19 protein-coding genes and 2 other annotated features are annotated in these 18,121 nt (G+C 38.8%); all 19 genes read left to right on the plus strand.

From position 1 onward, the window contains the following. Positions 1-26 precede the first annotated feature (26 nt). Positions 27-249 (plus strand) — a binding site (T-box leader). Positions 250-300: 51 nt separating this feature from the next. The 19 genes from cysE (at position 301) to rpsG (ending at position 18,078) form a co-directional block, all read left to right on the plus strand. Continuing rightward, positions 301-948, plus strand: a complete 648-nt coding sequence (gene cysE / locus AMD00_RS18540; protein WP_053418525.1) for a serine O-acetyltransferase — start codon at positions 301-303, stop codon at positions 946-948. Between the two features lie 6 nt (positions 949-954). Further along, positions 955-2,355: a cysteine--tRNA ligase gene (gene cysS / locus AMD00_RS18545; protein WP_053418526.1), complete on the plus strand. Its 1,401-nt coding sequence runs from the start codon at positions 955-957 to the stop codon at positions 2,353-2,355. Continuing rightward, positions 2,340-2,801: a Mini-ribonuclease 3 gene (locus AMD00_RS18550; protein WP_083446299.1), complete on the plus strand. Its 462-nt coding sequence runs from the start codon at positions 2,340-2,342 to the stop codon at positions 2,799-2,801. The genes cysS and AMD00_RS18550 overlap by 16 nt, the downstream gene beginning before the upstream one ends. Next, positions 2,779-3,528: a 23S rRNA (guanosine(2251)-2'-O)-methyltransferase RlmB gene (rlmB, locus tag AMD00_RS18555; protein WP_053418528.1), complete on the plus strand. Its 750-nt coding sequence runs from the start codon at positions 2,779-2,781 to the stop codon at positions 3,526-3,528. The genes AMD00_RS18550 and rlmB overlap by 23 nt, the downstream gene beginning before the upstream one ends. A gap of 10 nt (positions 3,529-3,538) precedes the next feature. Continuing rightward, positions 3,539-4,057 (plus strand): NYN domain-containing protein, encoded by a 519-nt coding sequence (locus AMD00_RS18560; RefSeq protein WP_053418584.1) that lies wholly within the window; start codon positions 3,539-3,541, stop codon positions 4,055-4,057. A gap of 62 nt (positions 4,058-4,119) precedes the next feature. Then, complete coding sequence (sigH, locus tag AMD00_RS18565; protein WP_193738000.1) at positions 4,120-4,764, plus strand: RNA polymerase sporulation sigma factor SigH; 645 nt, start codon at positions 4,120-4,122, stop codon at positions 4,762-4,764. A gap of 86 nt (positions 4,765-4,850) precedes the next feature. After that, on the plus strand, positions 4,851-5,000 hold the full coding sequence (rpmG, locus tag AMD00_RS22985) for a 50S ribosomal protein L33 (protein WP_083446300.1): 150 nt from the start codon (positions 4,851-4,853) through the stop codon (positions 4,998-5,000). Positions 5,001-5,044: 44 nt separating this feature from the next. After that, a complete protein-coding gene (secE, locus tag AMD00_RS18570; RefSeq protein ID WP_038179025.1) occupies positions 5,045-5,230 on the plus strand; it encodes a preprotein translocase subunit SecE in 186 nt (61 codons plus the stop codon). A 103-nt stretch (positions 5,231-5,333) separates the two neighbouring features. Next, entirely contained in the window at positions 5,334-5,867 is a 534-nt protein-coding gene (nusG, locus tag AMD00_RS18575) for a transcription termination/antitermination protein NusG (protein ID WP_053418529.1), read from the plus strand. A gap of 176 nt (positions 5,868-6,043) precedes the next feature. Further along, positions 6,044-6,469, plus strand: coding sequence for a 50S ribosomal protein L11 (gene rplK, locus AMD00_RS18580; protein ID WP_053418530.1), 426 nt, complete (start codon positions 6,044-6,046; stop codon positions 6,467-6,469). A gap of 129 nt (positions 6,470-6,598) precedes the next feature. Continuing rightward, positions 6,599-7,300 (plus strand): 50S ribosomal protein L1, encoded by a 702-nt coding sequence (gene rplA, locus AMD00_RS18585; protein ID WP_053418531.1) that lies wholly within the window; start codon positions 6,599-6,601, stop codon positions 7,298-7,300. Positions 7,301-7,347: 47 nt separating this feature from the next. Next, positions 7,348-7,492 (plus strand) — a sequence feature (ribosomal protein L10 leader region). A gap of 32 nt (positions 7,493-7,524) precedes the next feature. Then, positions 7,525-8,025 (plus strand): 50S ribosomal protein L10, encoded by a 501-nt coding sequence (gene rplJ / locus AMD00_RS18590; protein ID WP_038179033.1) that lies wholly within the window; start codon positions 7,525-7,527, stop codon positions 8,023-8,025. Between the two features lie 74 nt (positions 8,026-8,099). Beyond that, positions 8,100-8,459 (plus strand): 50S ribosomal protein L7/L12, encoded by a 360-nt coding sequence (gene rplL / locus AMD00_RS18595; RefSeq protein WP_053418532.1) that lies wholly within the window; start codon positions 8,100-8,102, stop codon positions 8,457-8,459. A 77-nt stretch (positions 8,460-8,536) separates the two neighbouring features. Then, positions 8,537-9,136 carry a class I SAM-dependent methyltransferase gene (locus AMD00_RS18600; RefSeq protein ID WP_053418533.1) on the plus strand — a complete coding sequence of 200 codons (600 nt, stop codon included), beginning with the start codon at positions 8,537-8,539 and terminating at the stop codon, positions 9,134-9,136. A gap of 241 nt (positions 9,137-9,377) precedes the next feature. Continuing rightward, on the plus strand, positions 9,378-12,941 hold the full coding sequence (gene rpoB / locus AMD00_RS18605) for a DNA-directed RNA polymerase subunit beta (protein WP_193738002.1): 3,564 nt from the start codon (positions 9,378-9,380) through the stop codon (positions 12,939-12,941). Positions 12,942-13,071: 130 nt separating this feature from the next. Then, complete coding sequence (rpoC, locus tag AMD00_RS18610) at positions 13,072-16,671, plus strand: DNA-directed RNA polymerase subunit beta' (RefSeq protein ID WP_053418535.1); 3,600 nt, start codon at positions 13,072-13,074, stop codon at positions 16,669-16,671. Between the two features lie 132 nt (positions 16,672-16,803). Further along, positions 16,804-17,052 (plus strand): ribosomal L7Ae/L30e/S12e/Gadd45 family protein, encoded by a 249-nt coding sequence (locus tag AMD00_RS18615; RefSeq protein ID WP_053418536.1) that lies wholly within the window; start codon positions 16,804-16,806, stop codon positions 17,050-17,052. Positions 17,053-17,152: 100 nt separating this feature from the next. After that, positions 17,153-17,572: a 30S ribosomal protein S12 gene (gene rpsL, locus AMD00_RS18620; RefSeq protein ID WP_053418537.1), complete on the plus strand. Its 420-nt coding sequence runs from the start codon at positions 17,153-17,155 to the stop codon at positions 17,570-17,572. A gap of 35 nt (positions 17,573-17,607) precedes the next feature. Further along, positions 17,608-18,078, plus strand: coding sequence for a 30S ribosomal protein S7 (gene rpsG, locus AMD00_RS18625; protein WP_038179053.1), 471 nt, complete (start codon positions 17,608-17,610; stop codon positions 18,076-18,078). The last annotated feature ends 43 nt before the right edge of the window (positions 18,079-18,121 follow it).

Below are 18,121 nucleotides of genomic sequence, written 5' to 3' on the forward strand. Positions count from 1 at the left end.
CATTGTAAAATGAAGCTACTATCGATAAAAAAGCGTTGAAGAGGAGAAGTATGTAGAGCAAGCTCTGTAGAGAGGACCATCACCGGCTGAAAGTGGTCTGAGCCAATGTAATACAGAAATGCACCTCTGAGCACTGAGTTGAACGTTAAGTAGGCTTAGTCGGTAAGTCACCGTTATAGACTTTAAGCGGGAAGTGTTTTTTTAATGCTTCCAACCAGAGTGGAACCGCGCATATCCAGCGTCTCTGTCCTATAGGGCAGAGGCGTTTTTATTTTGAAAAAAGAGGGGAGCTTTGAATATATGTTCAAAACTATAAGGGAAGATGTTGCGACGATTTTTGAAAATGATCCTGCTGCACGAAGCACCTTGGAAGTTGTGCTAACTTATTCTGGTTTGCATGCGGTTTGGGGACACCGTATTGCACATGCTTTTTACAAGAGGAAATTTTACTTTATGGCACGTTTTATCTCTCAGGTAAGTAGATTCTTCACGGGGATTGAAATTCATCCAGGTGCCAAAATTGGTCGCCGTTTCTTTATTGACCATGGAATGGGCGTTGTTATTGGGGAGACATGTGAGATTGGCAATGACGTTACCTTATATCAAGGGGTTACACTTGGTGGTACAGGAAAAGAGAAGGGGAAACGTCACCCAACACTAGAAGATAATGTACTTGTTGCAACAGGTGCTAAGGTGCTTGGTTCTATAACGGTTGGTGCAAATAGCAAAATTGGTGCAGGTTCTGTTGTGTTAAAAGCTGTGCCTCCCAATGCTACAGTTGTTGGCATTCCAGGGAAAATCGTCATTCAAGACGGTATCAAAGTAGAGAATAAACAAAAACTAGATCATCAAAATATTCCAGATCCAGTAGAGGATCGTTGTTCTACGTTAGAACGGAAAATAGAAGAACTTCAACAACAGATTGTACTAAGTGAAAAGGAGCTGTAAATTACAATGGGTGTTCAAATTTTTAACTCATTAACTCGACAAAAAGAGGATTTCGTACCACTTGAAGAAGGAAAAGTGAAAATGTATGTATGTGGTCCTACGGTTTATAACTACATTCATATCGGGAATTCGCGTCCTGTAATTGTATATGATACAGTGCGTCGTTACTTAACTTATAAAGGCTTTGAGGTTACGTATGTATCAAATTTCACGGATGTAGACGATAAAATTATTAAAGCGGCAAATGAACTTGGTGAAGATGTATCAGATTTAACAAATCGCTTTATTCAAGCTTATTTTGAGGATATTACAGCATTAGGTTGCCAAAAAGCAGATTCACATCCACGAGTTACGGAGCATATGGATCAAATTATTGAATTTATCGCTGTACTAATTGAAAAAGGTTATGCCTACGAATCTCAAGGGGATGTTTATTATCGTCCGCGTAAATTTGAAGGATATGGAAAACTTTCTCATCAATCTGTAGATGATTTGAAAGTTGGCGCCCGCATCGAAACTGGTGACAAAAAAGAGGATGCTTTGGACTTTGCTCTTTGGAAAGCGGCTAAACCAGGTGAAATCTTCTGGGAAAGTCCGTGGGGTCAAGGTAGACCGGGTTGGCATATTGAGTGTTCTGTAATGGTACATGAGCATTTTGGTGATACTATTGATATCCACGCAGGTGGGCAAGATTTAACATTCCCACACCATGAAAATGAAATAGCTCAATCTGAGGCATATACAGGTAAGCAATTTGCACGTTACTGGATGCATAATGGCTATATTAATATCGACAACGAAAAAATGTCTAAGTCACTTGGTAACTTCATTCTTGTAAATGATATTCGCAAGCAAATTGACCCTCAAGTTTTAAGATTCTTTATACTATCAGTACACTATCGTAACCCAATTAACTTTGCGCAAGACTTAGTAGAAGCTGCAGCTGCAGGATTAGAACGTATCCGTACTTCTTTCAACAACTTGCAACATCGACTAACTGCAACAGCTAATTTGGGAGAAGAAAAAGACGAGTGGTTAGCAAATATTGCTGAAGTAAAAGAACAGTTTGAACTTGCTATGGACGATGATTTTAACACTGCAAATGCAATTGCGGCGCTATTTGAGTTATCAGCAACTGCCAATAAATATTTACTTGAACAAAATACGAATGAAGAAGTATTAACGAAATTTGCCGATACTTTAAGTACGTTAGCTAATGTACTTGGAATAGAATTAGATGTAGCAGAAGAATTGCTGGATGAAGAGATCGATGCGCTTATTGAAGAACGTATTCAAGCGCGTAAGGATCGTGATTTTAAACGTGCTGACGAAATTCGTGATCAACTAAAAGAGATGAATATTATTTTAGAGGATACACGCCAAGGCATTAGATGGAAACGAGGTTAATGGCAGTGGGAGAGCTTCGTAACCAAGATGTCAAACAGTTAAATGCATTGGCGTTGGCGTATATGGGAGATGCTGTACTGGAAATAGCGGTACGTGAGCATCTATTACGCTCTGGACGCGTCAAACCGAATATTCTTCATAAAGAGGCAACGCATTATGTTTCTGCAAAGGCTCAGTCAAGTGTTATTCACCGTATGATGGATGAAGAGTTTTTTTCTGAAGAAGAAATGGCGGTCTTAAAACGCGGTCGCAACGCAAAATCAGGATCGGTACCAAAGAATACTGATGTTCAAACATACCGCTATAGCTCGGCGTATGAAGCTGTAATTGGCAGCTTATATTTAACAGGTCAAATGGATCGTGTAAATGAAATAATCCAATATACAATTAATATTATTGAAGAATCAAAAGGAGTGTCAAAAGATGACGGAAGAACAGTCAAATGAGATGATTGCCGGGAAAAACCCGGTATTAGAGGCACTTCGTGCAGCGAGAGAAATGAATAAAATCTGGATTGCAGAAGGTGTTCAGCATGGTAGCTTGACGGAGCTTCTTGCATTAGCGAAAGAACAGGGAATTATCGTACAATTCGTTCCGAAGAAGAAATTAGATCAGTTAACAGATGCTAATCACCAAGGGATTGTGGCGTCTGTTGCGGCTTATAAATATGCTGAATTAGATGACTTGTTTAAATTGGCGGAAAGTCGTGGAGAAGATCCATTTTTCCTTATTCTCGATGAATTAGAAGATCCACATAATTTAGGCTCGATTATGAGAACTGCAGATGCTGTCGGTGCCCACGGTATCATCATTCCAAGACGCCGTGCAGTTGGCTTAACGGCTGTTGTAGCAAAAGCGTCTACAGGCGCGATTGAACATATTCCAACTGTTCGTGTGAATAATCTTTCACAAACGGTGGATGAGTTAAAAAAACGCGGTGTTTGGATCGCGGGAACAGACGCAAAAGGCTCAGCAGACTATCGTAAAATGGATGCAACTTTGCCACTAGCGGTCATTATCGGCAGTGAAGGAAAAGGTATGAGTCGTTTGTTAACAGAAAAATGTGATTTCCTATATAATTTACCAATGTTTGGTCATGTTACATCACTAAATGCATCTGTAGCTGCTGCATTATTGATGTACGAAGTATTGCGTAAACGCCAAGAAGTTTAAGGTGAATGCCATGAATATACTGTTGGTTGATGGTTATAACATTATTGGTGCTTGGGAAGAACTCAGAAGATTAAAAGAGCAAAGGCTAATAGATGCGAGAGACCGACTGGTAGAAATGATGGCAGAGTATAAAGCATATTCTGGCTGGCGCGTCATTGTTATCTTTGACGCGTATCTCGTGCCAGGAATTGAAACGAAAAATGTGCAGCATGACGTAGAAGTTATTTATACAAGAGCTAGAGAGACTGCGGATGAAAGAATTGAAAAGCTTACTGCTTCTTTAATTAGTAAAAGAGTTCGTATTTATGTAGCGACATCTGATATGACAGAGCAAAATGTCGTTTTCGGACATGGAGCATTAAGAAAATCTGCTAGAGAATTAGAAATTGAAATGCAATCTACACAATCTAAAATCACGCAAACTGTAAGGGATATTCAAGTGCAAAAGCCCAGTTCTAAGATACAATTAAGAGATGATATTGCTGCAAAGTTTGAGTTATGGCGAAGAGGAAATAAAATGAATGATTGACTCATATTTTCCAATTCCGTTATACTGTTTTTAACAATGCTAGCGCAATTGGAGTGATACTATTGATTATTAGCGATCATTTACACTTGAAGCAGCAACAACAATATGAGCAATATACCGACGAAGAGCTAGTGGGAATGGTCCATAGTGGTGATAGTGAAGCGTTAGACTTCCTCATTACGAAGTATAAATCATTCGTTCGTATGAAAGTGAAGTCGTATTTTCTCATTGGTGCTGATAAAGAGGATATTGTGCAAGAAGGTATGATTGGACTTTATAAGGCTATTCGCGATTTTAAAGGAGATAAGTTGTCTTCTTTCAAAGCTTTTGCGGAACTTTGTATTACACGTCAAATCATCACTGCAATAAAAACTGCAACTAGACAAAAGCATATTCCACTTAATTCATACATCTCATTGGACAAACCAATTTTTGATGAAGAATCCCAGCGCACGTTAATGGACGTGTTAACGGGTTCAGTTGTTGACGATCCAGAAGAGCTTATCATTCATCGTGAGGAATTTAGCTACATGGAAGAAAAAATTGGCGAAATATTAAGTGATCTCGAACGTCAGGTATTGGCACTCTATTTAGATGGACAATCTTATCACGAAATTTCCGCTGAATTGAACAGGCATGTAAAGTCGATTGACAATGCTTTACAACGCGTAAAACGGAAATTAGAACGTCATTTAGATATTGAATGATTGCAAGAATGCTAGCTGTAGGCAAGTTGACAGTATTTGTGATAGGTGTTAGTCTTTAAAAGGACAAATGCCGAAAAGGTGATAAAATGGCAAAAAAAGTCGTGCTTAGCTGTGAAAAGTGTGGTTCAAGAAACTATTCACTTCCTGCATCTAAAGACAGTACAACTGCAAGGATGGAACTGAAAAAATATTGTTCTCACTGTAATGAACATACATTACATAAACAAACTAGATAATACGATTCGCTTTGTATATATGATTTTATTCGGGGGTTAGTTAGATGGGTAAGATTAGTAACTTTTTCCGCGGTGTTATGTCGGAAATGCAAAAAACAAGCTGGCCTAAGCGTAAAGAACTTACGAAATACACAATAGTTGTTATTTCAACTTTACTTTTCATGGCTGCATTTTTCATGTTAGTAGACTTAGGGATTTCTAAATTATTCCGCATGTATTTGGATTTATAATTGAATTAATGTTAATATTTTTGAAATGGCCCGTGAATGATCTGTAACGGGTTTTTTCATTTGCCTTTAGCGAAGGAGGGAAGGACGAGTAGTCCTATCTATTATGGAAAAAAATTGGTATGTAGTTCATACTTACTCTGGTTATGAAAATAAAGTTAAAGCAAACCTAGAAAAACGTGTTGAAACAATGGGTATGCAAGATAAAATTTTCCGCGTCATCATTCCTGAACAACAAGAGACGGAAGTTAAAGATGGCCGCAAAAAAGAATATATGCGTAAAACATTCCCTGGTTATGTACTAGTGGAATTAATTATGACAGATGATGCATGGTATGTAGTGCGTAATACACCAGGTGTTACTGGATTTATCGGTTCATCGGGCGGTGGGGTAAAACCTACACCATTATTACCTGAAGAAGTTGAATTCATCCTTAAACAAATGGGTATGCAAGAAAAATCACTTGAAATTGATTTCGCTATTGGCGATTTAGTTGAAGTGCTAGAAGGGCCGTTTGCTCATTTCCAAGGTAAGGTCGAAGAGATTGTTGCTGATAAAGGAAAAGTTAAAGTAACTATTGATATGTTCGGCCGCGAAACTAAAATGGAATTAGACTACGACCAAGTGTTAAAAGTATAATTGACAATTATGCTTGCCTTAGAATGTTAAAAGTGATATCATTTCAAAGGTCAGACTGTCATTTTATTATAGACTGGCATTTTTATTTTTAATGTTATCGGAATAAGCCGACAGACAGATATTGAGTGGGAGGGGCAACCCAATTACCACATCACGGACTTAAGGAGGTGTGTCTCGTGGCTAAAAAAGTTATTAAAGTTGTAAAACTTCAGATTCCAGCTGGTAAAGCAAACCCAGCGCCACCGGTAGGTCCTGCATTAGGTCAAGCAGGTGTTAACATCATGGGATTCTGTAAAGAATTCAACGCTCGTACTGCGGACCAAGCAGGTTTAATCATTCCAGTAGAGATTTCTGTATTCGAAGATCGTTCATTCACTTTCGTTACAAAAACTCCGCCGGCAGCAGTTCTACTTAAAGTAGCAGCTGGTATCCAATCAGGATCAGGTGAACCTAACCGTAAAAAAGTAGCTACAGTGAAACGCGATAAAGTTCGCGAAATAGCTGAAACTAAAATGCCAGACCTTAACGCTGCAACAGTTGAAGCAGCTATGTTAATGGTTGAAGGTACTGCACGTAGCATGGGTATTGTTATCGAAGACTAATCCCATTACTTGATAGAAGTATTGTTTTTTGAGGGTTGCGAATGTTTCTAATAGTCATATTTGAAACTCGCAGCCTTTATTCGTGGGAGGTTTATTCCGCTACAACCACAATCAAGGAGGAAATTTATAATGGCTAAAAAAGGTAAAAAACTACAAGATGCAGCTAAATTAGTAGACCGTACTCAAGTGTATTCTGTACAAGAAGCAGTTGAATTGGCTAAAAAAACAAGCACTGTTAACTTTGACGCAACTGTTGAAGTAGCATTTAACTTAAATATTGATACACGTAAAAATGACCAACAAATCCGTGGAGCAGTAGTACTTCCAAACGGAACTGGTAAAACTCAACGCGTATTAGTTTTCGCTAAAGGCGAAAAACTTAAAGAAGCTGAAGCAGCTGGTGCAGACTTCGCTGGTGATGCTGAATATATCGCTAAAATCCAACAAGGATGGTTTGACTTCGATGTAATCGTTGCAACTCCTGACATGATGGGTGAAGTTGGTAAATTAGGTCGCGTATTAGGACCAAAAGGCTTAATGCCAAACCCTAAAACTGGAACAGTTACTTTCGACGTTGCTAAAGCAATCGCTGAAATCAAAGCTGGTAAAGTTGAATACCGTGCTGATAAAGCTGGTATCGTTCACGCTCCAATCGGTAAAGCTTCATTCGAAGCTGACAAATTAGCTGAAAACTTATCAACTCTAGTTGATGTAATTATTAAAGCTAAGCCTGCTGCAGCTAAAGGTACTTACATGAAATCAGTACACGTAACAACTACAATGGGACCATCAATCAAAGTTGATGCTTCTACTTCAGTTGCTGCAAAATAATTTTTGATTGACAAACGACATCATATTTTGATATGATGTACAACGTTGTGAATCATCCATTTGTACCGTAGACCGTAGGGGCAAGGAATTGCTTAATCAACCTACCGAGGACAAAGGAACTCAGACTCTTATTTAAGATGATGACTTTCCGCCTCTTTGTCTACATAGACAGGAGGCTTTTCTTTTGTTGGTATAAATGACCCATTCTTATAGGAGGTGTCAAAATGAACAAAGCAGTTGAAGCTAAACAAGCTGTCGTTCAAGAAATCGCTGACAAGTTCAAAAGCGCTGCATCCGTAGTAGTTGTTGACTATCGTGGTCTTTCTGTTGCTCAAGTAACAGAACTACGTAAACAACTTCGCGAAGCTGGTGTTGAATTCAAAGTATACAAAAATACTTTAGTTCGCCGTGCTACTGTAGAAGTTGAACAAGAAGAACTTAATGAATTCCTTACAGGTCCAAACGCAATCGCATTCTCAACTGAAGATGTAATTGCTCCTGCTAAAATCATTAACGATTTCGCAAAAGCTAACGAACAACTTGAAATTAAAGCTGGTCTTATCGAAGGTACATTTGCATCTGCTGAAGATGTTAAAGCATTGGCAGAACTTCCATCACGCGAAGGTCTACTTTCTATGCTATTATCTGTGCTTCAAGCACCAGTACGCAATTTCGCTCTTGCAACAAAAGCTGTTGCAGAACAAAAAGAAGAGCAAGGCGCTTAATTTTAAGCGTAGCTTAATCTTCTCGGCATAATATGCCAAAACAAAACTAATATTCCGTATAGGAGGAAATTATAATGAACAATGAACAAATCTTAGAAGCTATCAAAGCTATGACAGTTCTTGAATTAAACGATTTAGTAAAAGCAATCGAAGACGAATTCGGTGTTACTGCTGCTGCTCCTGTAGCTGCTGCTGGTGGTGCTGCTGCTGCAGTAGAAGAAAAAACTGAATTTGATGTAGTTCTTGCTTCTGCAGGCGAATCAAAAATTAAAGTAATCAAAGTGGTACGTGAAATCACTGGTCTTGGCTTAAAAGAAGCTAAAGAAGTAGTAGATAACGCTCCTAAAGCTATTAAAGAAGGCGTTTCTGCAGCTGACGCTGAAGAAATCAAAGCTAAACTTGAAGAAGTTGGCGCTAGCGTAGAAGTTAAATAATTTCTACTTTCTATTTGAAAAAAGCTCGTCAATTCTGACGAGCTTTTTCTTCATTTTACGTGATGGAGGGCATTTTTTTGTCAGAACATTATTATTCGAAAAAACCTCAAGTCGGAAGTAATCCGAGTAAATGGAAATTCACTCTTCGAGGATTTTCTTTTGTATTTGAAACAGATGCAGGGGTTTTTAGTAAAAGCGAAGTAGATTTTGGCTCCCGTGTGTTAATTGATAGTTTTGAATTGCCTGATGTTGAAGGGTGTATTTTGGATGTGGGTTGTGGCTATGGTCCAATTGGCTTGTCTATTGCAAAAAATTATCCTGAACGAGTCATTCATATGATGGATGTTAACGAACGTGCGGTTGCATTAGCGAAGAAAAACGCTGAGGTGAACGGGGTACAAAATGTGCAGATTTTTGAGAGTGATGGACTTTCTGCTGTTCAAGAAGAACAAGTCGCTGCCGTTATGACAAATCCTCCGATCCGAGCGGGAAAAGATACAATCTTCCGTTTTTATGATCAAGCTTTTGAAAAACTTGTGGATAACGGTGAGTTGTGGATAGTTATTCAGAAGAAGCAAGGTGCTCCATCGACTATTGCGCATTTGGAAGAGAAATTTACTGAAGTAACAGTCGTAGAGAAGAAAAAAGGCTATTGGATTATCAAGGCCAAAAAATAATCTGTTAAAGTTTATAGATTGACTTGACAAATTAGCTGTGATATTATAATAAAATGCAAAAATATTAATTTGAATAGGTCTGTCCTTTTGTATAAAAACTATATCAATATGGTTAGACTTTTCAAAGTTATGTTTGGTTAATCGAAAATGAGCTCTTTAACGAACTCGTTTTCTTTTTGTCTTTCGATATCATACACCATTTGTATGATTTCGCAAAGACCTATTATCGCTTTATTGAGGGGTGAATGAGTTGACAGGTCAACTAGTTCAGTACGGACAACACCGCCAGCGTAGAAGCTTTGCGCGTATTAATGAGGTGCTGGAACTTCCGAATCTAATTGAGATTCAAACCGCATCTAACGAGTGGTTTCTTGAAGAAGGTTTACGTGAAATGTTCCGCGATATTTCACCGATTGAAGACTTTACAGGGAATCTTTCACTTGAATTCGTCGACTACAGTCTCGGAGAACCGAAATATGATGTCGATGAATGTAAAGAACGCGATGTTACTTACGCTGCACCATTACGTGTAAAAGTACGTTTACACAACAAAGAAACAGACGAAGTGAAGGAACAAGAAGTATTTATGGGTGACTTCCCACTTATGACTGAAACTGGCACTTTCGTTATCAACGGCGCAGAACGCGTTATCGTTTCACAATTAGTAAGATCACCAAGTGTATACTATCACGATAAAACAGATAAAAACGGTAAAAAAGGTTTCGGCGCAACAGTGATTCCTAACCGTGGAGCATGGTTAGAGTACGAAACAGACGCAAAAGATGTTGTCTATGTTCGTATCGACCGTACACGTAAATTACCTGTAACAGTACTTTTACGTGCTTTAGGTTTTGCTTCAGACCAAGAAATCATCGAACTTATTGGTGATAACGAATATTTACGTAATACTTTAGAAAAAGATAACACTGAAAGTACAGAGAAAGCGTTGTTGGAAATTTACGAACGTCTACGTCCAGGTGAACCACCTACAGTAGAAAGCGCTAAAAACCTCTTGTACTCACGTTTCTTTGACCCAAAACGCTATGATTTAGCTAATGTTGGTCGTTATAAAATGAACAAAAAGCTGGATATTAAAAATCGTCTATTCAATCAAACAGTGGCAGAGACACTAGTTGATCCTGAAACAGGTGAAATTTTAGTTGAAGCTGGAACTTTAATCGATCGTCGTGTACTGGATCGCTTAATACCACATCTAGAAAAAGGCATTGGCTTCCAAACAATGTCTAAAGTTGCAGGCGTTTTAGAAGGCGATGTTTTAATTCAAGAAATTAAAATCTTTGCACCTAATGATGAAGCGCAAAAAGAAATTAAAGTAATCAGTAATGCTTACGTAGAAGAAGAAGTGAAAAATATCACTCCTGCTGACGTTATTGCATCTGTATCTTACTTCTTTAACTTATTATATGGTGTTGGTAACACAGATGATATCGATCATTTAGGTAATCGTCGCTTACGTTCTGTAGGTGAATTGTTACAAAATCAATTCCGTATCGGTTTATCTCGTATGGAACGTGTTGTACGTGAACGTATGTCGATTAACGATACACAATCTATTGTTCCACAACAATTAATCAATATTCGTCCTGTAATTGCTTCTATCAAGGAATTCTTTGGTAGTTCTCAATTATCTCAATTCATGGACCAAACAAACCCATTAGCTGAATTAACGCACAAACGTCGTCTATCAGCTTTAGGACCTGGTGGTTTAACTCGTGAACGTGCTGGTTTTGAAGTACGTGACGTTCACTACTCTCACTATGGTCGTATGTGTCCAATTGAGACTCCTGAGGGTCCGAACATTGGTTTAATTAACTCACTTTCAAGTTTCGCGAAAGTGAATAAATTTGGCTTCATCGAAACACCTTACCGTCGCGTTGATCCTGAAACAAGTCGAGTTACTGGTCATATCGACTATTTAACTGCTGACGAAGAAGACAACTACGTAGTGGCACAAGCGAATTCAATCTTAAATCCAGATGGTTCATTTGCTAAAGAAGAAGTTGTAGGTCGTTTCCGTGGTGATAACACTATCTTCAAACGTGAAAACGTTGACTATATGGACGTATCACCAAAACAAGTTGTTTCTGCTGCGACAGCATGTATTCCTTTCTTAGAAAACGATGACTCTAACCGTGCTCTAATGGGAGCGAACATGCAACGTCAAGCTGTTCCATTATTAAATCCAGAAGCGCCATTCGTTGGTACTGGTATGGAACACGTAGATGCACGTGATTCTGGTGCTGCAGTAGTTGCAAAATATCCAGGTATCGTTGAACATGTTGAAGCTCGCTCTATTCACGTTCGTCGTATTGAAGAAATTGACGGCAAAGAAGTAAAAGGCGACTTAACTAAATATAAATTACAGAAATTCATTCGTTCTAACCAAGGTACAAGTTATAACCAACGTCCAATTGTTAAAGTTGGCGACCGCGTAAACCCACGTGATATTCTTGCTGATGGTCCTTCAATGGAATGTGGCGAGCTAGCACTTGGTCGTAACGTTGTAGTTGGCTTCATGACTTGGAACGGTTATAACTATGAAGATGCCGTAATCATGAGTGAACGTCTTGTTAAAGATGACGTTTACACATCTGTTCATATTGAAGAATATGAATCAGAAGCTCGTGATACTAAATTAGGACCTGAAGAAATCACTCGTGATATTCCGAATGTTGGTGAAGAAGCATTACGCAATCTTGACGAACGTGGAATCATCCGTATTGGTGCTGAAGTTCATGACGGAGATATCCTTGTAGGTAAAGTAACTCCTAAAGGTGTAACTGAATTGACAGCTGAAGAACGCTTATTACATGCAATCTTCGGTGAAAAAGCACGTGAAGTACGTGATACGTCGCTACGTGTTCCTCATGGTGCAGGCGGTATTGTTCTTGACGTTAAAGTCTTCAATCGTGAAGATGGCGACGAATTGCCTCCAGGCGTTAACCAACTTGTACGCGCATATATCGTTCAAAAACGTAAAATTCGCGTAGGGGATAAAATGGCCGGACGTCATGGTAACAAGGGTGTAATTTCTCGTATTCTTCCAGAAGAAGATATGCCATTCCTTCCAGACGGCACACCAATTGATATCATGTTAAACCCACTTGGTGTACCATCACGTATGAACATCGGTCAAGTATTAGAGCTACATTTAGGTATGGCAGCTCGCTACTTAGGCGTTCACATGGCAACACCAGTATTTGATGGTGCCAATGAAGAAGATGTTTGGGAAACAATGGAAGAAGCGGGCATGAACCGTGATGGTAAAACAATTCTTTATGATGGACGTTCAGGTGAACCTTTTGATAACCGAGTATCTGTTGGTGTCATGTACATGATCAAACTTGCTCACATGGTTGATGATAAACTTCACGCACGTTCAACAGGACCATACTCATTAGTAACGCAACAACCATTGGGTGGTAAAGCTCAATTCGGTGGACAACGTTTCGGTGAGATGGAAGTTTGGGCTCTTGAGGCTTATGGCGCTGCTTATACTCTTCAAGAAATCTTGACAGTTAAATCCGATGACGTTGTAGGTCGTGTGAAAACATACGAAGCAATTGTTAAAGGTGAAAGTGTTCCAGAACCAGGCGTTCCTGAATCATTTAAAGTATTAATTAAAGAACTTCAAAGTTTAGGTTTAGATGTGAAAATGCTAACAATTGACGACGAAGAAATTGAGCTTCGTGACATGGATGAAGATGAAGATCTTCAACCAGCAGACGCGCTTAATATCTTACCGAGCGCTGATGAAGAAGCACCAGTAGGATCTGTTGAATAATTATAAATAACTAATAATTGAAAGGCTGGCAGGTCCACTAGGGCTTGTCCAGCTTTCCAATTATCATTAAATCAATCGTCGAGCTAAGAATAAAGTCGAAAAGACTTCATACTAAAGGGAGGTAGGCTCCTTGATAGACGTTAATAATTTTGAGTATATGAAAATTGGTTTAGCTTCACCTGATAAAATCCGCTCATGGTCTTATGGAGAAGTAAAAAAACCAGAAACTATTAACTATCGTACACTCAAACCAGAAAAAGATGGTTTGTTCTGTGAACGAATTTTCGGACCTACAAAGGACTGGGAATGTCACTGCGGTAAGTACAAACGTGTACGCTATAAAGGTGTAGTTTGTGATCGTTGTGGAGTTGAAGTAACACGTGCAAAAGTACGTCGTGAGCGCATGGGTCATATTGAATTAGCTGCTCCAGTCTCACACATTTGGTATTTCAAAGGAATTCCAAGCCGTATGGGGCTTATTTTAGATATGTCTCCACGTGCATTAGAAGAAGTAATCTACTTCGCTTCTTATGTTGTAGTAGAGCCTGGCGATACTGCACTTGAGAAAAAACAATTGCTTTCAGAAAAAGAATATCGCGCGTATCGTGAAAAATACGGCAATACATTCCAAGCTGCAATGGGCGCTGAAGCAATTAAACGTCTTTTACAAGAAATCGATCTTGATAAAGAAACAGAATCTTTAAAAGAAGAACTTAAAACTGCACAAGGTCAACGCCGTACTCGTGCAATTAAACGTTTAGAAGTTGTTGAGTCATTCCGTCATTCTGGTAACCGTCCAGATTGGATGATTTTAGATGTACTACCTGTTATTCCACCTGAGCTTCGTCCAATGGTGCAATTAGATGGTGGTCGTTTTGCAACAAGTGACTTGAATGATTTATATCGTCGAGTTATTAACCGTAACAACCGTTTAAAACGTCTTCTTGATCTTGGAGCACCTGGTATTATCGTTCAAAACGAAAAACGTATGCTTCAAGAAGCAGTAGATGCTTTAATCGATAATGGTCGTCGTGGCCGTCCAGTAACTGGTCCAGGTAACCGTCCATTAAAATCTCTTTCTCATATGTTAAAAGGTAAACAAGGTCGTTTCCGTCAAAACTTACTTGGTAAACGTGTTGACTATTCAGGTCGTTCTGTAATTGTTGTAGGACCTAGCTTGAAAATGTATCAATGTGGTTTACCGAAAGAAATGGCAATCGAATTGTTTAAACCTTTCGTTATGAAAGAACTTGTTGAACGTGGTCTTGCACACAACATTAAATCGGCAAAACGTAAAATTGAACGTATGCACTACGAAGTATGGGATGTATTAGAAGATATAATCCGAGAACACCCAGTATTACTTAACCGTGCACCGACTCTTCACAGACTTGGTATTCAAGCTTTCGAACCAACTTTAGTTGAAGGGAAAGCGATCCGTCTTCACCCATTAGTATGTACAGCATATAACGCTGACTTTGATGGTGACCAAATGGCGGTTCACGTTCCTTTATCAGCAGAAGCACAAGCGGAAGCACGTTTATTAATGCTTGCAGCTCAAAATATCTTGAACCCTAAAGATGGTAAACCTGTTGTTACACCATCACAAGATATGGTACTAGGTAACTACTACCTTACTCTTGAACGTAAAGGTGCTCGAGGCGAAGGCGCTGTATTTTATGGTCCTGAGGAATTAATTGTTGCTTATGAAAACCATGAAGTCCACTTGCATACACGTATCGCTATTAAAGCTTCATCATTGAATAACCAAACATTTACAGAAGAACAAAATAGCAAGTTGTTATTAACGTCAGTTGGTAAGGTAATATTTAATGAAATTTTACCAGAATCATTCCCGTACATTAATGAACCAACAATAACTAACTTACAAGTTGAAACACCAGCTAAATATTTTGTTCCTACAAATACAGATATTAAGAAATATTTATCAGAAGTTGATCCAGTTAAGCCGTTTACGAAGAGCTATTTAGGTAAAGTTATTGCTGAAGTATTTGCTAACTTCCACATTACTGAAACTTCTAAAATGCTTGACCGTCTGAAAGATCTTGGGTTCAAATATGCAACTAAAGCTGGTATTACAATCGGTATCTCAGATATCCTAGTACTACCTGACAAACAAGAGATTCTTGAAGAGGCTCAAGAAAAAGTTGATAAAGTATTGAAACAGTTCCGTCGTGGTTTGATTACTGAAGAAGAACGTTACGATCGTGTAATCTCTTATTGGAGTGCAGCGAAAGACGTAATCCAAGAGAAACTTATGAAGTCATTAGATAGCTTTAACCCTATCTTCATGATGAGTGACTCTGGTGCCCGTGGTAACGCATCTAACTTTACTCAACTTGCTGGTATGCGTGGTCTTATGGCCAATCCAGCTGGTCGTATTATCGAACTTCCAATCAAGTCTTCATTCCGTGAAGGTTTAACAGTATTGGAATACTTCATCTCTACCCATGGTGCTCGTAAAGGTCTTACCGATACAGCACTTAAAACGGCCGATTCAGGTTACCTTACTCGTCGTCTAGTTGACGTAGCACAAGATGTTATTGTCCGCGAAGATGATTGTGGAACTGACCGTGGTTTAACAATAGGTTCATTAAAAGAGGGCACAGAAGTAATCGAAGCTCTTGAAGAGCGTATTCTTGGCCGTTATGTTAAGAAAACAATTCGTCATCCAGAAACAAATGAAGTTATGGTTGAAAGAAATGCATTAGTAACACCAGAACTAGCTCGTAAAGTAATTGAAGCAGGAATTGAAGAAGTAACAATCCGCTCAGCATTTACATGTAACACTAAACATGGTGTATGTAAAAAATGTTACGGCATGAACTTAGCAACTGGTGATAAAGTTGAAGTCGGCGAAGCAGTAGGTATTATCGCAGCTCAATCTATTGGTGAGCCAGGTACACAGTTAACAATGCGTACTTTCCATACAGGTGGGGTAGCAAGTAGCGATATTACACAAGGTCTTCCACGTATCCAAGAGATTTTCGAAGCGCGTAACCCTAAAGGTCAAGCGGTTATTACGGAAATCGCAGGTACTGTAGTTGACATTGACGAGATTCGCGAAGGTCAAAAAGAAATTACAATTCAAGGTACAGTAGAAACTCGTAAATATTTGGCTCCGTACAATGGTCGTATTATAGTACAAGTAAACGATCAAGTTCACCACGGACAAACGCTTACTGAAGGTTCTATCGATCCAAAAGAATTGATTAAAGTAACTGATGTAGCAACAGTTCAAGAATACTTATTGAAAGAAGTTCAAAAAGTATATCGTATGCAAGGTGTAGAAATTGGAGACAAACATATCGAAGTAATGGTTCGCCAAATGCTTCGTAAAGTGCGTGTAATTGAAGCTGGTGAAACAGATGTACTTCCTGGTTCACTACTTGATATTCACCAATTCTCTGAAGCCAATGCAGAGGCGTTGTTAAATGGAAAACTTCCAGCAACATGTCGTCCTCTTATCCTTGGTATTACTAAAGCATCTCTTGAAACTGAATCATTCCTATCTGCAGCATCATTCCAAGAAACAACTCGTGTGTTAACGGATGCAGCTATTAAAGGTAAGCGTGATGAACTACTAGGTCTGAAAGAAAATGTAATCTTAGGTAAACTTGTTCCTGCTGGTACAGGTATGCAACGATATCGCCAAATCAAAATTGAGGACAGCGAAATTGAAGATGCTGAACCAGCTTTAGCTGAATAATAAAATGATCCGGGAGGAAGCGGTTTTCCCTTCTTCTCGGAATTTTTATGATTTTAATTGACAATAAATACATTGAGTGATAATATATTTTAGGTTGATAGTTGATTGTCTATCATTTCGGAGGATATGCAAATGTCTTATGAAAAAGTCAAAAAGGCTAAAAAAACAATCATCGGTACTAAGCAAGCAGTAAAAGCAATGTGTACTGGTCATGTTACTGAAATTTTCGTTGCTCTAAATGCAGATGATCGAATTACCACGCATGCGGTGCAATTAGCACAAAAAAATGGTATTCCCATTGTATTTGTAGACTCGAAAAAAGAACTTGGTAGAGCCTGCGGAATTCAAGTAGGTGCTGCAGTTGTTGCAATTACTGAATGATGGTTTTTGTGTATGATACACAAAGACTTTGTTTTTTACCTAAAAATGAACCACCTGGATGTGTGGATTTAAACTGAAGATATGAAGGGAGGAAAAACCGATGCCTACAATTAACCAATTATTACGTAAGCCTCGCCAATCCAAAAGCAAGAAATCAAACTCACCTGCGTTAAACAAAAGTTATAACAGCTTCCAAAAAGCTTTAACTGATGTTAACTCACCACAAAAACGCGGTGTATGTACACGTGTTGGTACAATGACACCTAAAAAACCTAACTCAGCGTTACGTAAATACGCTCGTGTACGTTTAACAAACCAAATCGAGGTTAACGCTTATATTCCTGGTGAAGGCCACAACTTACAAGAACACAGTGTTGTACTTATCCGTGGAGGTCGTGTAAAAGACTTACCAGGTGTACGTTATCACATCGTTCGTGGTGCGCTTGATACTGCTGCAGTATCTGGCCGTATGCAATCTCGTTCTCTATATGGTGCTAAAAAACCAAAAGAAAAAAAATAATTAAAATTAAGCTCTAATCGAAAGGAGGAAAACACATGCCTCGTAAAGGTCCTGTTTCCAAACGTGACGTGTTACCAGATCCAATTTATAATTCAAAACTAGTAACTCGTTTAATCAATAAAATGATGGTAGATGGTAAAAGAGGTACTTCTCAAAAGATTTTATACGGTGCGTTCGAATTAGTTAAAGAACGTTCTGGTAATAATCCAATCGAAGTATTTGAAGCTGCATTAAACAATGTAATGCCAGTTCTTGAAGTTCGTGCTCGCCGTGTAGGTGGTACTAACTATCAAGTACCAGTAGAAGTACGTCCAGAACGTCGTACAACTCTTGGTCTTCGTTACCTAGTAAACTACTCTCGTCTTCGTGGCGAAAAAACTATGGAAGAACGTCTAGCTAACGAAATTCTAGATGCTTCTAACAACACTGGTGCGTCAGTTAAAAAACGTGAAGATATGCACAAAATGGCAGAAGCAAATAAAGCATTTGCTCACTACCGTTGGTAATATAAAATCGGCTTAACCCCCAATATGGAAGGAGAAATTTCCT

The sequence above is a fragment of the Viridibacillus arvi genome (genome assembly GCF_001274945.1).
GTDB lineage: Bacteria > Bacillota > Bacilli > Bacillales_A > Planococcaceae > Viridibacillus > Viridibacillus arvi.

Excerpts from the sequence above, each read along its gene's own strand:
- rpmG (WP_083446300.1), top strand. The coding sequence starts at position 4,851 with ATGGCAAAAAAAGTCGTGCTTAGCTGTGAAAAGTGTGGTTCAAGAAAC.
- AMD00_RS18560 (WP_053418584.1), top strand. The coding sequence starts at position 3,539 with ATGAATATACTGTTGGTTGATGGTTATAACATTATTGGTGCTTGGGAA.
- rplL (WP_053418532.1), top strand. The coding sequence starts at position 8,100 with ATGAACAATGAACAAATCTTAGAAGCTATCAAAGCTATGACAGTTCTT.
- cysS (WP_053418526.1), top strand. The coding sequence starts at position 955 with ATGGGTGTTCAAATTTTTAACTCATTAACTCGACAAAAAGAGGATTTC.
- AMD00_RS18550 (WP_083446299.1), top strand. The coding sequence starts at position 2,340 with ATGGAAACGAGGTTAATGGCAGTGGGAGAGCTTCGTAACCAAGATGTC.
- secE (WP_038179025.1), top strand. The coding sequence starts at position 5,045 with ATGGGTAAGATTAGTAACTTTTTCCGCGGTGTTATGTCGGAAATGCAA.
- AMD00_RS18615 (WP_053418536.1), top strand. The coding sequence starts at position 16,804 with ATGTCTTATGAAAAAGTCAAAAAGGCTAAAAAAACAATCATCGGTACT.
- cysE (WP_053418525.1), top strand. The coding sequence starts at position 301 with ATGTTCAAAACTATAAGGGAAGATGTTGCGACGATTTTTGAAAATGAT.
- rplA (WP_053418531.1), top strand. The coding sequence starts at position 6,599 with ATGGCTAAAAAAGGTAAAAAACTACAAGATGCAGCTAAATTAGTAGAC.
- rpsG (WP_038179053.1), top strand. The coding sequence starts at position 17,608 with ATGCCTCGTAAAGGTCCTGTTTCCAAACGTGACGTGTTACCAGATCCA.
- rplJ (WP_038179033.1), top strand. The coding sequence starts at position 7,525 with ATGAACAAAGCAGTTGAAGCTAAACAAGCTGTCGTTCAAGAAATCGCT.
- nusG (WP_053418529.1), top strand. The coding sequence starts at position 5,334 with ATGGAAAAAAATTGGTATGTAGTTCATACTTACTCTGGTTATGAAAAT.
- rpsL (WP_053418537.1), top strand. The coding sequence starts at position 17,153 with ATGCCTACAATTAACCAATTATTACGTAAGCCTCGCCAATCCAAAAGC.
- rlmB (WP_053418528.1), top strand. The coding sequence starts at position 2,779 with ATGACGGAAGAACAGTCAAATGAGATGATTGCCGGGAAAAACCCGGTA.